Source organism: Bacteroides faecis MAJ27 (genome assembly GCF_900106755.1).
GTDB classification, from domain to species: Bacteria; Bacteroidota; Bacteroidia; order Bacteroidales; family Bacteroidaceae; genus Bacteroides; species Bacteroides faecis.
In genome coordinates this window covers 23,553-39,960 of sequence record NZ_FNNN01000013.1, presented here as the reverse complement: position 1 = coordinate 39,960, position 16,408 = coordinate 23,553, and the positions used below count along the sequence as shown (strand labels likewise).

Annotated in this window: 11 protein-coding genes; 6 read left to right on the top strand and 5 right to left on the bottom strand. The window is 43.9% G+C overall.

Annotation, left to right across the window (positions count from 1 at the left end; genetic code table 11):
* Position 1: 1 nt before the first annotated feature.
* Positions 2–3,130 carry a SusC/RagA family TonB-linked outer membrane protein gene (locus BLW31_RS12530; RefSeq protein WP_010538699.1) on the bottom strand — a complete coding sequence of 1,043 codons (3,129 nt, stop codon included), beginning with the start codon at positions 3,128–3,130 and terminating at the stop codon, positions 2–4.
* A gap of 164 nt (positions 3,131–3,294) precedes the next feature.
* On the opposite strand from BLW31_RS12530, the gene BLW31_RS12525 reads away from it, so the two are divergent.
* The 6 genes from BLW31_RS12525 (at position 3,295) to bioD (ending at position 10,182) form a co-directional block, all read left to right on the top strand.
* Positions 3,295–4,401: a DUF4421 domain-containing protein gene (locus BLW31_RS12525; protein ID WP_022301828.1), complete on the top strand. Its 1,107-nt coding sequence runs from the start codon at positions 3,295–3,297 to the stop codon at positions 4,399–4,401.
* A 91-nt stretch (positions 4,402–4,492) separates the two neighbouring features.
* A complete protein-coding gene (bioA, locus tag BLW31_RS12520) occupies positions 4,493–6,907 on the top strand; it encodes an adenosylmethionine--8-amino-7-oxononanoate transaminase (protein ID WP_010538701.1) in 2,415 nt (804 codons plus the stop codon).
* A gap of 25 nt (positions 6,908–6,932) precedes the next feature.
* Positions 6,933–8,087 carry an 8-amino-7-oxononanoate synthase gene (locus BLW31_RS12515; protein WP_010538702.1) on the top strand — a complete coding sequence of 385 codons (1,155 nt, stop codon included), beginning with the start codon at positions 6,933–6,935 and terminating at the stop codon, positions 8,085–8,087.
* Positions 8,084–8,743: a DUF452 family protein gene (locus tag BLW31_RS12510; RefSeq protein ID WP_010538703.1), complete on the top strand. Its 660-nt coding sequence runs from the start codon at positions 8,084–8,086 to the stop codon at positions 8,741–8,743. Before BLW31_RS12515 ends, BLW31_RS12510 begins: the two co-directional genes overlap by 4 nt.
* A gap of 9 nt (positions 8,744–8,752) precedes the next feature.
* Positions 8,753–9,538, top strand: coding sequence for a malonyl-ACP O-methyltransferase BioC (gene bioC, locus BLW31_RS12505; protein ID WP_010538704.1), 786 nt, complete (start codon positions 8,753–8,755; stop codon positions 9,536–9,538).
* Positions 9,535–10,182 carry a dethiobiotin synthase gene (gene bioD, locus BLW31_RS12500; protein WP_010538705.1) on the top strand — a complete coding sequence of 216 codons (648 nt, stop codon included), beginning with the start codon at positions 9,535–9,537 and terminating at the stop codon, positions 10,180–10,182. The genes bioC and bioD overlap by 4 nt, the downstream gene beginning before the upstream one ends.
* Positions 10,183–10,282: 100 nt before the next feature.
* On the opposite strand, the gene BLW31_RS12495 is transcribed toward bioD, so the two are convergent.
* The 4 genes from BLW31_RS12495 to BLW31_RS12480 all read right to left on the bottom strand — a co-directional run bounded on the left by BLW31_RS12495 (position 10,283) and on the right by BLW31_RS12480 (position 16,344).
* A complete protein-coding gene (locus BLW31_RS12495; RefSeq protein ID WP_010538706.1) occupies positions 10,283–12,649 on the bottom strand; it encodes a PAS domain-containing protein in 2,367 nt (788 codons plus the stop codon).
* A gap of 90 nt (positions 12,650–12,739) precedes the next feature.
* On the bottom strand, positions 12,740–13,264 hold the full coding sequence (locus BLW31_RS12490) for a biotin/lipoyl-containing protein (protein WP_010538707.1): 525 nt from the start codon (positions 13,262–13,264) through the stop codon (positions 12,740–12,742).
* An 11-nt stretch (positions 13,265–13,275) separates the two neighbouring features.
* Positions 13,276–14,787: an acetyl-CoA carboxylase biotin carboxylase subunit gene (accC, locus tag BLW31_RS12485; protein WP_010538708.1), complete on the bottom strand. Its 1,512-nt coding sequence runs from the start codon at positions 14,785–14,787 to the stop codon at positions 13,276–13,278.
* 12 nt (positions 14,788–14,799) lie between these two features.
* Positions 14,800–16,344, bottom strand: a complete 1,545-nt coding sequence (locus tag BLW31_RS12480; protein ID WP_010538709.1) for an acyl-CoA carboxylase subunit beta — start codon at positions 16,342–16,344, stop codon at positions 14,800–14,802.
* Positions 16,345–16,408 lie beyond the last annotated feature (64 nt).

Genomic DNA, 16,408 nt, shown 5'->3' with positions numbered 1-16,408 from the left:
TTTAGAAAGATAGATTAATACCTCCGGAAATGGTTCGCATAGCCGGATAACGATAATAAGTGATGCCTGTAATTCCCTGTTCCGGGTCAAGTCCCTGATTCCTGTGAATAGTGAAAAGATTATCACCTTGTACAAACACCTGCACGCTGCTCAATGCCAATTTACTGATCAACTGTTTCGGCAAATTGTAAGAAAGAGTCAGATTTTTCAGTCGCATATACGAGTTGTTCTGCAAAAAACGGGTGGAAGCAGAGTTCCAGTTATTAGAAGTAGTACTCAAAGCCGGCACATCCGTATAACGGTTTTCCGGTGTCCATCTTCTCAGTATCTCTGTCGACCAGTCACGACCTTCCAGACTACCGTTGTGCAAAATCATCGTAATATCACGGTTGTAGATATATCCGCCAATGCTATAAGCAAAGATTGCGGAAAGATCGAATCCTTTCCATGAAAGCGAAGTGTTAAAACCACCATACACTTTGGGAAGGGAAGATTTGTTGACGTAATAATAATTTGCCGAAGCATAATCACTTGTAGTAACGCGTTTCCCTGTCGGGTTATCATTGGCGTCTACCTCGTCCATATACCACAACGGATTTCCATTGTCGGGGTCTACACCTGCCCATTCTTTCATGTAGAAGTCATAAACAGACCGTCCCACCTGTAGTTTATTCACGCCACTTTGCGGCATATCTTTCAATGGAAGTTCCGTTACCTTATTCTTATAATGTGTCAGGTTCATACCTAGTTTCCATACCCATCCATTCTGGTTAATTATTGTCCCGTTCAACACCATTTCAATACCTGTATTTTTCAGTGCACCTACATTCTCATCAATAGAACCATATCCTAAGGAAGGAGCTATCGGACGGGAATAAAGCAAGTCTTTCGAACGACGTGTAAAGAAGTCGAACGAACCGGAAAAACGGTTATTAAACAGTGAGAAGTCAACACCAACGTTAAAGTTCAGGTTCGTCTCCCATTTCAGGTTGGGAGTAGCCATACGGTCGGAAACCAAAGCATTCTCTCCCAAATTGGAAACAATCGTATAAAGTCCCTTGCTTGCATAATAGGTTCCCAGATTATCATTTCCCTGTGCACCATAACTCATTTTCAAAGTTAAGGCAGATAGCCAGTCGGAAGTACTTGCCATAAACTCTTCACGGTCAATACGCCAGGAAGTTCCCAAAGACCAGAAGTTACCCCAGCGAGTCTCCGGTGCAAAACGGGAAGAACCGTCACGGCGATACGATGCGGAGAAGAAGTATTTATCCTGATAATCATATAACAATTGGGTCAGATAACCCACCAAAGCATAATCGATACGATAGCCTGAGCCACCTGTCAATTGTGAGCCGACTACCAGTTCGGGCATGTCAGGCTGAGCCATTTTGGTGCGCGAAGCAGTCAGTTCATCATAACGGTAAGAATAAGCCTCCATTCCGGCCAGCACATTGAAGTGATGATCGCCGATGGTTTTATCGTACGATGCGATATTATTCCATGTCCAGGAGAAAGTACGCGAGTTCAAACGACTGGAACCACCTCCGTTTTCCAGAGCCGGACCTATTTTGGGATTGGTATAATCCAGCGTGTTATAGTTGATCAAGTCGAAATTGAAACTTGTCTTAAACTTCAGTCCTTCGATGATCGTAGCTTCAAGATAAGTACGACCGGAAAACTCATCTTTCATTCGTTCCGATTTATCTAAAGGCAATGTAGCAGGCAAGTTCCAGTTTGCCATAGAACCGGAGGGACGATAAGAACCGAAATCATAGATACGGCTACCATCTTCATTCAGTTTATAGCTGCCATCCGTATTCATTTCATAAATAGGATAAAAGCCGGGCATAGTACGGCCAGCCGTAATTACATTGCTGGTTTTAGAGTCAGAAGACACCGGATAATTCTGCATGGAATGCGCAAAACTCAGGTTAATGCTTCCTTTCAGCCAGGAAGTCATTTCACTCGTCACATTCGAGCGAAGATTAAAACGCTGGTAACCGGATTCCAGTGCGATCCCTTTATCATTCAAATATCCGGCAGAAAAGAAATACTGGTTGGACTTGCCACCACCGGAAACACTCAGGTTCAGTTCCGTGCGGAGTGCTTGCTGTTCCATAGCATCGCTCCAGTCGGAGTTCCATAAAGGGCGGACACCATCCAGCAATTTTCCATCCGTACCAACAGGCTGCGGATACTGCGTTCCATATGGATTCGGACCGCTGCCCATCAATTTAGTAACCAGATCTTTGGAAGCCTGTGCCGCAGCAGTTTCCGGAGTATAATCCGAACTTTTAGCATACTGGTTCCGGAGTGCTTCCCAATAAAGTTCAAAATATTGATTGGTACTTACCCGGTCATAATCACGTACTGCACGATTGGAACCTCCTAAAGAGGCTTTTACTTTGACTGTCGCCTTTGAGTCCTGTTCCCCTTGTTTCGTCGTAATGATAATAACCCCATTGGCACCACGAGAACCGTATAAGGCGGCAGATGCAGCATCTTTCAATACAGTCATCGAAGAAATATCATCCGGATTGATAGAGTTTACACTACCATCAAACGGAACACCGTCTACAACATATAACGGTGCACTGGAAGCATTAATAGAACCGATACCACGAATACGAATTTCCGCATCCGTACCCGGCTGACCGCTGGCAGCACTAGCCTGTACCCCGGATACCGTGCCTTCGAGCACACGTGATACGCTGGAAGTCTGCAACTTCTCTATTTCTCCGGCTTTCATTGTCGAAGCAGCTCCGGTAAAACTATATTTCTTGGCAGTGGCATAAGCAACTACCATCACTTCGTCCAGCTCTTTGCTCTCCGATTCTAAAGTAACATTGATTACATTGCGGTTATTCACCGATTGTTCCACCGTCCGCATTCCTACAAAGCGGAAAACGATAGTCCCATTGGCGGGAGCTTCAATTGAATAGTTTCCATCAATATCTGTAATGGTGCCGGAAGAGGCGCCTTTCACTTGTACGGAAACACCGGGTAAAGGCTCTCCTTCAGAAGTCACAGTACCCGTCACGCGTTTCTCTTGTTGTGCTTCTGCATACACTATATTGCCGGCAGAAAGCAATAGAAACGCCACTAATAAACGTAAATAGATTCTCATAATTTTGTGGCTTAGGATTTATTTGCTTGTTCTAACTAACAGAATACATATCTCATTTGTTTAGGAAACGAAACATTTTTTTAGACGATTATTAGTATAAATCAACGAAAGGTAGTACATTCGTGAAACGAACAGTATCAATCATAGCAACGAAAAATCACAGGATGAAACAAATTGTTCTATCTCTTTTTCTGTTTCTGTCACTCTCCTTACAGGCTCAAACTGAAGGGAGAGATACCCTAATGAACGATAGTCTGCAAGCTGATTCTGTGGTGCCGGCCCAACCGAGCGCTTTCAAAAGAGCCATTAAGAAATTCATGAATTTCAGTGACTTCGACACACTTTACATCAGTCCCAACCGGTATAACTACGCATTAATGACGACACATTTCAGCAACTTTGAATATTATTCTGTTACCAGCAATCTGCCACAACCACAAAAGCTGAGTTTCTCCCCCAATCCACATAACAAAATAGGATTGTACTTTGGCTGGCGATGGATTTTTCTGGGATGGTCCGTAGACGTGGACGATATTTACCGGAAAACGAACCGGAGGAACAAAGGAACAGAATTTGACTTAAGCTTATACAGTTCCAAACTAGGAGTAGACATTTTCTATCGTCGTACGGGTAATAACTACAAAATTCATAAGATCAACGGTTTCCCGGAAGACATCCCCGCCAATTACTCCGAGAACTTCAACGGAATAAAGGTCGATATCAGAGGACTGAACCTATACTATATCTTTAACAACCGCAAATTCTCCTACCCCGCCGCTTTCAGCCAGTCAACCAATCAACACCGGAATGCAGGTTCGTTTATCGCAGGTTTTTCCATTTCAAAACATAATCTTGAGTTTGATTATACAGAACTTCCCGATTTCATACTGGAAACAATGAATCCCGGCATGAAAGTCAACAATATAAAATACACCAATGCCAATATCAGTTTTGGCTATGCCTATAACTGGGTATTTGCCCGTAACTGCCTGGCATGCCTGTCTCTCACTCCCGCCATAGCCTATAAAGCTTCCGATGTAGATGCAGAAACCCACGAAGGAAAGACATGGTACGGCAATTTTAATCTCGACTTTCTGATTCGTGCGGGAGTAGTCTATAATAACGGAAAATATTTCGTCGGTACCTCATTTGTCGGCAAAAACTACAATTACCACCGGAATAATTTCTCACTGGACAACGGGTTCGGAACGCTTCAGGTATATGTCGGATTCAATTTCAATTTACGCAAGGAATACAGAAAAAAGAAGTAGAAGCAGATACAGCAGAAATCATTAACTTGCTTGCTTATCCAAAGAATCTTTGTACATTTGCCCCGTTCTTTACTTCAAAAACAAGAACCTGATGAAGAAACAACGCCACATACAGACTACACGTTCCCTTCTTTCCCGCTTCCGCTATTGGGGCAGAAAGAACTATGCCGCTTTTGCGAGTATGGGACGTGAATTCCAAATCGGTCACCTGCATACGAATGTGGTAGATGTGGCTCTTCGCAAGCAGAATGCTGCACAAACTATCCCTTATCATACATTTATGACACTTCAAGAAATCAAAGACCAAGTATTGGCAGGCATTGACATATCGCCCGACCAAGCCGCTTGGCTGGCCAACATGGCCGACAGCGAGGCGCTATATGCCGCCGCGCACGAGATTACCATCGCATGTGCTTCGCACGAATTCGACATGTGTTCCATCATTAACGCCAAGTCCGGCCGGTGTCCGGAGAATTGCAAATGGTGTGCACAATCCTCTCACTACAAGACCCAAGCCGAGATTTACGATCTCCTGCCCGCTGAAGAGTGCCTCCGACAGGCAAAATACAACGAAAGTCAAGACGTCAACCGTTTCTCCCTCGTCACCAGCGGACGAAAACCTTCTTCCAGACAGATAACACAACTTTGCGACACAGTCCGCCTCATGCGGAATCATTCGTCAATTCAGCTTTGCGCATCATTGGGATTACTCAACGAAGAAGAACTCCGCTCACTACACGATGCCGGAATCACCCGCTACCACTGTAACCTCGAAACAGCCCCTTCCTTTTTTCCCAAACTCTGCTCCACACATACACAAGAGCAGAAACTGGCAACTCTCGATGCTGCCCGCCGGGTAGGTATGGATATCTGCTGCGGTGGAATTATCGGTATGGGAGAAACGATGGAACAACGTATCGAATTTGCTTTCACACTGGCAGAACTGAATGTACAGTCTATTCCCATCAACTTGTTAAGTCCGATACCCGGAACCCCATTAGAAGGTGAAAAGCCCTTGAGTGAAGAAGAAATTCTGAGAACTGTTGCCCTGTTCCGCTTTATCAATCCCACCGCTTTCCTACGTTTCGCCGGAGGTCGTTCACAACTCACTCCCGAAGCCATGCACAAAGCACTATTCATCGGCATCAATTCCGCTATTGTGGGCGATCTGCTGACAACGCTCGGTTCGAAGGTTTCAGATGACAAAAAGATGATTCTGGAAGAAGGATACCATTTCGCGGATTCTCAATTTGATCGTGAACATTTGTGGCATCCTTATACCTCTACGACCGATCCATTACCTGTTTATAAAGTGAAACGGGCAGACGGAGCAACAATTACCCTCGAAGATGGACGGACATTGATTGAAGGAATGTCATCCTGGTGGTGTGCAGTGCACGGATACAACCACCCGACACTGAATCAGGCAGCAAAAGACCAGCTAGATAAGATGTCACATATCATGTTTGGAGGACTGACGCATGATCCGGCCATCGAATTAGGTAAGCTACTATTGCCATTGGTTCCCCCGTCCATGCAAAAGATTTTTTATGCGGATTCCGGTTCGGTAGCAGTAGAGGTTGCCTTAAAAATGGCCGTACAATACTGGTATGCAGCCGGAAAACCTGAAAAAAATAATTTCGTAACCATCCGCTCCGGTTATCACGGTGACACTTGGAATGCAATGTCCGTATGCGATCCCGTAACAGGAATGCACAGCCTTTTCGGTTCATCGCTTCCTGTCCGTTATTTTGTTCCGGCACCCTCTTCCCGATTTGACGGAGAATGGCATCCGGAAGATATCATCCCCTTGCAGGAGACCATAGAGAAACACTCTAAAGAACTGGCGGCACTTATCCTCGAACCTATTGTTCAAGGGGCAGGCGGTATGTGGTTTTATCATCCGCAATATCTGCGTGAAGCGGAAAAACTCTGCAAAGAATATGATATTCTCCTGATATTTGACGAAATAGCAACAGGATTCGGACGTACCGGCAAACTCTTTGCCTGGGAACATGCCGGAGTAGAACCGGATATCATGTGTATAGGAAAAGCACTGACCGGAGGATACATGACGCTGTCTGCTGTACTGGCAAGCAACCGGATAGCAGATACGATCTCCAATCATGCACCGGGAGCTTTTATGCACGGTCCCACTTTTATGGGTAATCCGCTCGCTTGCGCAGTAGCATGCGCTTCCGTCCGGCTCTTGCTCGATTCCTGCTGGGCAGAGAACGTGAAACGAATTGAAACTCAGCTAAAGGAGGAACTGGCTCCTGCCCGCAAGTTAGCGCAAGTAGCGGATGTACGGATATTAGGAGCCATAGGAGTCATCGAAACAAAACGCTCAGTAAACATGGCATATATGCAACGCCGCTTTGTAGAAGAAGGTATCTGGGTACGCCCTTTTGGAAAATTGGTTTATCTGATGCCTCCGTTCATCATTGCTCCGGAGCAGTTAAGTAAACTAACTACCAGAGTGCTCAAGATAGTAAGCGAGATGTAACTTATTTTTTATCATTGTATAAAGTATGATTTTAGACAACATAAATCAAGAACTTCTGATTTTAAAAGAAAAGAAGAATTACCGTTCCCTTCCGCAGTTGACTCATGAGGGAAGAGATGTGATAGTAAACGGACAACGAATGCTGAACCTTTCATCCAATGATTATCTGGGGTTAGCCAATGATTTGTCTTTAAGAGAGGAATTCTTAAAGAACCTCACCCCTGAATCATTTCTGCCCACTTCCTCTTCTTCCCGCCTATTGACAGGCAACTACACTGTCTATGAGGAGCTGGAACAACAATTAAGCACTATGTTCGGAGCAGAAAGCGCCCTCGTATTCAATAGTGGATACCATGCCAATACAGGTATTCTTCCGGCAGTCAGCGATGCCCGGACATTAATACTTGCGGATAAACTTGTACATGCAAGCCTGATAGACGGAATCAGATTATCATCTGCCAAATGTATCCGGTATCGCCATAATGATTTACCCCAGCTCCAACGTCTTCTTGAAGAAAACCACAGTATGTATGAGAAGATCATAATCGTTACCGAAAGTATCTTCAGTATGGACGGAGATGAAGCCGATTTACAAGCATTGGTACGATTGAAACACAATTACTCTAACGTTCTTCTTTATGTAGACGAAGCCCACGCTTTCGGAGCACGAGGCAAAAAAGGCTTAGGATGTGCCGAAGAACAAAATTGCATCAACGACATAGACTTTCTGATAGGAACTTTCGGAAAAGCAGCGGCATCTGCCGGAGCATATATCATCTGCCGACAAATCATCCGGGAGTATCTGATCAATAAGATGCGTACATTTATCTTCACAACAGCACTTCCTCCTATCCAGATTCAATGGACTTCATGGGTACTGAAGCACCTCACCGATTTCCGGAAGAAAAGAGAACATCTGCTGCAAATCAGTCGGCAACTGAAAGAAGCACTGTCCGATAAAGGGTATCAGTGTCCTTCTGTCAGCCACATTGTACCGATGGTGGTCGGAGCAAGCGAAGATACCATAAAGAAAGCAGAAGAATTGCAACGCAAAGGGTTCTACGCTTTGCCTGTACGCCCGCCTACAGTGCCCGAAGGGACTTCCCGTATCCGTTTCTCATTGACAGCGGACATCACAGAAAATGAAATCGACAGACTAATAGAAATAATAAACCAATGAAACAGCATTTTATCATCAATAACAGTCAAAAACAGCTACTATTATTCTTTGCCGGCTGGGGAATGGATGAAACACCATTTCTTCACATCCAGCCTGCAGGATGTGATTGGATGATTTGTTATGACTATCGCTCGTTAGAGTTCGATACTACTTTGATGCAAGCATATTCCGAAATAACTCTGATTGCATGGTCGATGGGAGTTTGGGCTGCCTCGCAGATAATGAAGCAGCATCCTTCCCTGCCTGTTTCCCAAAGTATCGCCATCAACGGAACACTTTATCCCATACATGCAACGAAAGGAATTATGCCATCTGTCTTTGAAGGTACCCTGCAAGGATTGAATGAACAAACGCTACAGAAGTTCCAGCGAAGAATGTGTAACTCTTCCACCGATTACAAAGCTTTTCAAACAATAGCTCCCAAGCGTCCGGTTGAAGAGTTAAAAGAAGAACTTGCTGCCATCCGGCAACAATGCCTGTCATCGGTATCTTCAGACTTCATCTGGCATAAAGCCATCGTAGGGAAAAATGACCGGATTTTCCTTCCGGAGTATCAAGAGACAGCATGGAGAAATAAAGTAGATTCCCTTGTAAATGTCGAAGCCGCTCACTATCAGCAGGAACTTTTTTATGAGGTAATTATGAACATCAAGTAACCATCGATCATGAATAAGACAATTATTGCGGAACGTTTCTCAAAAGCCATCGCCACCTACCCCCGTGAAGCAAACGTACAACGGCAGATAGCAGACAAAATGATCCGTCTGCTTAAAAAATATATCCTCTCTCCCTGCCCGAAAGTGATTGAGTTTGGATGCGGCACAGGTGTTTATTCCCGAATGCTGCTCCGTACCCTTCGTCCGGAAGAGTTATTGCTGAACGATCTGTGTCCGGAAATGAGATATTGCTGCGAAGATTTATTAAAGGAGAAGCAAGTCTCTTTTCTTTCCGGAGATGCAGAAACGATTCCTTTTCCGGATAAAAGTACTTTAATTACTTCCTGTTCTGCTTTGCAATGGTTTGAGTCGCCGGAGAACTTTTTCAAAAGATGCAATACACTACTTCATAGTCAAGGTTATTTTGCTTTCAGCACTTTCGGGAAGAAGAATATGAAGGAAATACGTGAGCTTACCGGAACAGGTCTTCCCTATCGTTCAAAAGAAGAACTTGAAGCTGCCCTGTCTCCTCATTTTGATATACTGTACTCAGAAGAAGAGCTGATTCTCCTCTCTTTCGAAAATCCGATGAAGGTATTGTATCATCTGAAACAGACAGGTGTAAATAGTTTATCAGCACATTCTTCTTTCTATCCAAAGCAAAAGAGACAGGCTTGGACCCGTCGTGATCTACAGTATTTTTGCGAACGTTACACGCAAGAATTTACACAAGGCACTTCTGTGTCTTTGACATATCACCCTATTTATATCATAGCAAAAAAGAAAAAAGTATGAAACAGAATGTATATTTTGTAAGCGGCATCGATACTGATGCAGGAAAAAGTTATGCGACCGGCTACTTGGCACGTGAATGGAACCAACATGGCAAAAGGACAATTACCCAAAAGTTCATCCAAACCGGGAATGTGGGTCACTCCGAAGACATAGACCTCCATCGTCATATCATGGGAATCCCCTTCACTGAAGAAGACCGGGAAGGGCTTACCATGCCGGAGATATATTCTTACCCAGCTTCACCCCATCTGGCTTCCGAATTAGATAATCGACCTATCAACTTTGATAAAATCAAACGATCTACTGAAATACTGAGCGAACGATATGATTATGTCTTACTTGAAGGGGCAGGAGGTCTTATGGTCCCTCTGACTACGAAACTTTTAACGATTGATTATATCGCACAGGAGAAATATCCACTCATTTTCGTTACTTCCGGCAAACTGGGAAGCATCAATCATACACTTTTGAGCCTTGAAGCCATACAGAAACGGGGGATTGTTCTGGATACAGTACTTTATAATCTCTATCCAACAGTGGAAGATAAAACGATTCAAAATGATACAATGAACTTTATCCGGACTTGGCTGGAAAAATACTTTCCGGATACGAAGTTTTTATTAGTTCCTGAAATAAAAGAATAGATATTGTTTTGAGAAAAAGAAACTGGTATTTTTTAAGAAGGCTGATTCATTCTTCTTTATAGAATAGCAGTTTCTTTTTAAAGTTTTCTGTCTCCGTATTCTACATGGTTAAATTTGAATATTTTCCCAGCGCTTTTTCCAATGCCTCCCGTGATACCGGTTTCGTAACAAAATCAGTGCAACCGGCCTCAAAAGCCTGCTCCTTATCGGTCTCAAAGGCATAAGCAGTCAGTGCTATGACAGGGATTTCCTTTGAATACGAACGAATGATACGGGTAGCCTCCAAACCATCCATACGAGGCATTTTGATATCCATCAGAATCAAATCCGGCTGATATCGTTTATACATTTCTACAGCTTCAAAACCATCTTTGGCCCACAGCAAAGTATACTCTTTCCCAATCATGTTTTTGACTAATACAAAATTACTGTCCACATCTTCAGCCACCAGAATCTTTTTGATTTTCTGCATTCTCTTTATAGTATGGCTGATATATTTCGTTTCAAAAGCATCGGAAAAAGTTATATGCTCATCCGAATTCTCCTTATACGGTATGGTGAAGAAGAAAGTCGACCCTTTCCCTGTTTCCGAAGTGACTCCAATCTCCCCTCCTATTTTTTCTATTATCATCCGGCAAATGGCGAGACCCAAGCCCGTACCCTGTGCAAAAGAATTCAATTTGACAAAACGGTCAAAGATATGATCCACTTTACTCGCCTCTATCCCGATGCCTGTATCCTTCACATAAACATGAATACAATGATTCTCTATTTTAAAGCCGAAGCGGATTTCACCTGCATAAGTAAATTTAGTGGCATTGGTTATAAAATTAGTAATAACCTGCATAATACGATTCCGATCTTCTTCAATAATCAGATCATCTTCTTTATTATCCAGAATAAGGGTAACTCCTTCTTGTACACGTCCTTTATGAATCTCATAAATATTGCGGCATACTTCCCCCAGATTCATGGGCTGTTTGACATATTCCAGCGTGCCCGCTTCTATTTTCGACAAGTCCAGAATATCATTGATTAGCTGCAACAATATCTCTGAATTCTGATTGATGATACGGGAATAAAGCTTCTCCTCCTCCACATTTTCGGCAGAAGGCAACAGATTAGAGAAACCTACAATCGCATTCAGAGGTGTCCGGATTTCATGACTCATATTTGCCAGAAAAGCAGTTTTCAGCCTGTCGGACTGCTCAGCCTTGATACGTGCCTTAATCAATTCCTGCTCGATATTCTGGAAATTAGTGATATCCCAGGATATGCCTATCAAAAGCGGTTCACGCCCTTCCATAGGTACGAGTGCTTTCAAAGTCTGCACGATACGAGTCTCTCCGGTAGCTGCCACATAGGTCTCCTGCATTTCGATTCGTTCATGCGTGCGAATCAGTTCCAGATCGTCTCTGCGAAATCTTTCGGCATCCGCACGTTCAGGAAAGATTTCAAAGTCCGTATGCCCGATGGCCCGGGATGTCGGAATCTTGGAATGTTCGGCAAAAGCTTTATTCCAATACAGATACTTGAAGTCATCTTCGGGATCTTTCACAAACAGATAAACCGGGATATTATTCAGAATGCCGTCCAACAATAGATTTAATTCCCGAAGGTCATCCCGTTTCTTGATGACATCTGTAATGTCCTGAGTAAAAAACCAAATAAGTTCCATATCGTCTTCTTTGGTCAAATAGGTAGAAACCTGATGCACCCTTTCTTTCTCTTCACCTTTACGCACATACGCCGCGCGATACGAAAAACTGCCACCATTATCGCGTATATCTTTCAGCTTGGCTTCCCAAAGCTCCGGTGTACGCATGGAGACAGGCAGGTCATATATCTTTTGTGTGCCCATTTGCTGGGTGACACCATATTCTTCTATAAATTGTTTATTGGCATATACTAAAGTTCCATCACTCGATACGGCAAGAATACTATCACTAACCTTGTCGAGTACACTCTTAAACACCTCCAGCTGTCGCTGGGTAGCCACCCGCTCTGTGATATCACGACACATGATCAGTACATGTTCTTCATCCAACGGAAAGATACGGTTCTCGTAATAATGATGGGAGCCATTGAAATCCAGATCGTGATGCGCTGCCGAAACAGTTCTTGTAGCAATCACTTTCTGCATATTCGAGTGGATATTCTGATAGGCCTCCGGAGGTACCATGTCACACATACGCATTCCTTCAAAGTCCTTGTTGGATATTCCGACATGATTGGTTTCTTCATTGGAAACCACTTCAATTCCTACTTCGTCGTTGTTGAAAACGGTTAACATATCCGGTAAAGAATTCAAGATTCTGACAGCATACCTTTCCTGAAAACTGGCAGTACTTTCTTCTGTCTGTTTTTTCTGTTCAAGAGACAGAAGTTGTCGCTTCAGTTGCTCATTTTCTTTTCTGAGTAACTCTAATTCTTCTTTTAATGCTTCTTTTGTTTGTTCGCTATCCATAAGACATCAAGATGTAAATACGTACTTATCTGCCAAAAGTAAAGAAAAGTTTTGAGATAAGTACGTAAAACACCTTTATTTTTAAAAGAATCATTCAATCACCATAACCCGGTCATTCAAAGCGACCTTCATATTATCTTCTACAAAGACTTCTTTCACTACTCCGTCTGTGGTCGAACGAATTTCGTTTTCCATTTTCATTGCTACCAATACACAAAGCGGATCTCCACGTTTCACTGTATCCCCCTTCTTTACATATATCTTCAGGATGACTCCCGGCATCGGAGCCTGTACCACTTGTCGTCCCACAGCTTCCGCACCGGCACGGGCATTATGTATTTTCTCCATCTCTCCCTGTAACTCTATCTGATAAAGTTCTCCCTTATTCATAATCGTATAGGAATTATTGGAAGAAGGAGATATCTGCACTCCATGAGAGTGATGATCGATGATAATCGAATGAATAGAGTCGCCTCCCATATTGTAATCGACCTCGTATATCTTACCGTTGACCGCTATCTTCTTGATCGGTCCGTCTTCCAGAATCTCTACCTTATATTCACTATCCGGCATATCCAGAAGTTTGGCATAATAAGTCGCTAATGATGTACTCATATATTTATATTTTAATAGTTATTCGCAGTCATCTGCAACTTGCCGTAATATTTCCAGAGAGATTCACCTACAACAGGAAGCGTGGTTGCACGGGATGCAGCCTCCTTCTCCCTCTCATAATGTCTCACAGCGGCAGCAATCACGGCAACTGTCGGATCGGTATTCTGACGGCGTTTCAAATCTTCTTTATCAAAACGGGTGTCAATGAATGTCGTATCATATTTTCCTTCCAGAAAGGCTGCATTCTTCAACACACGCTGGTGGAAAGGAATCGTTGTCTTAATGCCCAGAATCTTATACTCACGCAAGGCACGCGCCATGTTGGAGATAGCAGATTCGCGGGTACGTCCCCAGCAACAGAGCTTGGCGATCATCGGGTCATAATGCAGGGAGACTTCAAATCCGGCATAGGCAGCGCTATCCAAACGGAGATTACGGCCTTCGGGAGCTTCACGAACAGTAATCACCCCGGGAGAAGGCATAAAATTATTCTCCGGGTCTTCCGCATAAATACGACATTCGATAGCAGCTCCGCTGAATTTAATATCTTCTTGTTTATATGGTAATGGATTGCCCGCAGCTACCATTATCATGTCACGTACCAAATCGACACCTGTACATTCCTCCGTCACAGGATGTTCTACCTGCAAACGGGTATTCATCTCCAGAAAATAGAAATTCTGATCCTTGTCCATCATAAATTCTAATGTTCCGGCACTATAATAACCGATTCGCTTACACGCCTCCACAGCTACCTTCAGCATTTTCTTACGGGTTTCTTCTTTCACAAACGGAGACGGAGATTCTTCAATCACTTTCTGGTTACGCCGTTGAATGGAACATTCGCGTTCGCCCAGATGGACCACATTACCGTATTTATCTCCCATAATCTGCACCTCAATATGGTGCGGATTCTCTATATATTTCTCTATATAAACCGCATCATTACCAAACGAAGTACCTGCTTCGGATTGGGACAAACGAAGGGCTGTTTCTACTTCTTCTTCGGTGCGGACCAGGCGCATTCCTTTTCCACCTCCTCCGGCAAGCGCTTTCAGCATGATGGGATAGCCCACTTCCTTGGCTACTTTTTTCACTTCTTCAATGCCTTGCACAGGAGCTTCGGTTCCGGGTACAATAGGCAGTCCTGCTTCACGCATTATTTTGCGTGCTTCAGTCTTGATTCCCATCTTAGCAATAATGTCGGCACCGGGACCGATAAATATTACTCCTTCTTCTTCACAACGGCGGGCAAAGTCGGCATTCTCTGATAAGAACCCATATCCCGGGTGAATAGCCGCACCGGTCTTCTTGGCAATGGAAAGTATCAACTCCGGTTTCAGATAAGAAGTATCCTCGGGCGAACCGGAGATGCAATAAGCCTCTTCTGCATAGCGGACATGCAAGGCTCCCCGATCTACATGTGTGTAAACAGCCACTGTCGAAATATTCATCACCCGGCATGTACGGAAGATGCGCATGGCTATTTCTCCACGATTGGCAACTAATATTTTCTTTATCATAACTTGTTTTTCTTAAAGTGGAATATTCGAGTGTTTCTTAGGTGGATTTGACTGACGTTTGTTGGCCAGCATTTCGAAGCTACGTATCAGACGTAAACGGGTCACGGCAGGATCAATCACTTCATCCACATATCCCAATTCCGCTGCACGGTAAGGATTCGCAAACTTTTCACGATAATCACTCTGAAGTTCTTTTCGCCTTTCTTCGGGAGTTTGTGACTTCTCGATGTCTTTCTTGAAAAGAATATTCACTGCTCCATCCGGTCCCATCACAGCGATTTCGGCAGTCGGGAAAGCCAGATTGACATCACCACGAATATGCTTGGAACTCATGACATCATAAGCACCTCCATAGGCCTTACGAGTGATAACAGTTACTTTCGGTACGGTGGCTTCGCAATAAGCATAAAGCAGTTTCGCACCATTACGAATGATACCGCCATATTCCTGATCAACTCCCGGAAGGAATCCCGGCACATCGACCAGAGTCAGAAGAGGTATATTAAAAGCATCACAGAAACGGACAAAACGGGCGGCTTTTATAGAAGCGTTGATATCCAGTGTCCCTGCCAGCACCAGCGGCTGATTGGCCACTACACCAATCGTCTTTCCGTTCAGACGGATATATCCGGTAACGATATTCGCAGCAAATTCAGACTGAAGTTCAAAGAAGTTGTTATCGTCGGCAATTGCTTCTATCATCTCCTTTATATTATAGGGCTGATTTGGATTGGCAGGCACCAAGTCAGAAAGTTCCGGTATCAGGCGAGTCAGCGAATCATTAGTAACAACGAAAGGTGGCTCTTCCATATTGTTTCCCGGCAGATAGGAAATAAGTTCACGGATGTAATTGATACATTCGATATCATTCTCAGCAGACAGATGCGCCACACCCGATTTTGTCATGTGGATACCTACCCCGCCTAACTCTTCTTTACTTACTTCTTCCTGTGTCACACTCTTTACTACATCGGGACCGGTGATAAACATATAACCGGAATTTTTTACCATCAGAATAAAATCGGTCAACGCGGGAGAATAAACAGCGCCACCGGCACACGGCCCCATAATAGCACTGATCTGGGGAATTACTCCCGAAGCCATGGAATTGCGCAGGAAAATCTCTGCATATCCTGCCAATGAACGGACTCCTTCCTGAATACGGGCACCGCCGGAGTCATTCAGTCCGATAATGGGAGCCCCCATTTGCATTGCCATATCCATCACTTTACAGATTTTCTTGGCATGTGTCTCCGAGAGAGCTCCGCCAAACACAGTGAAATCCTGTGCAAAAACATAGACCAGCCGTTTGCCGATCATTCCGTAACCGGTCACCACCCCGTCACCGGAAAATTTCTGTTTCTCCATACCGAAATCGGTACACCGATGAGTTACCAGTTTATCAAGTTCGATAAACGATCCTTTCTCCAAAAGTAAATCAATGCGTTCACGGGCGGTCAGCTTGCCCACAGAGTGCTGTTTTTCGATCCGGGCGTCTCCACCACCCTTTTCAGCTTTCCTGTTCAGTTCTTCCAGGTTCTTGATAAGCTCTTTCATAGGCTGTTTGTATAAATGTTATGTGTAAAAATAAGCAGTAATAAATTAAATTGTTGTCATATTG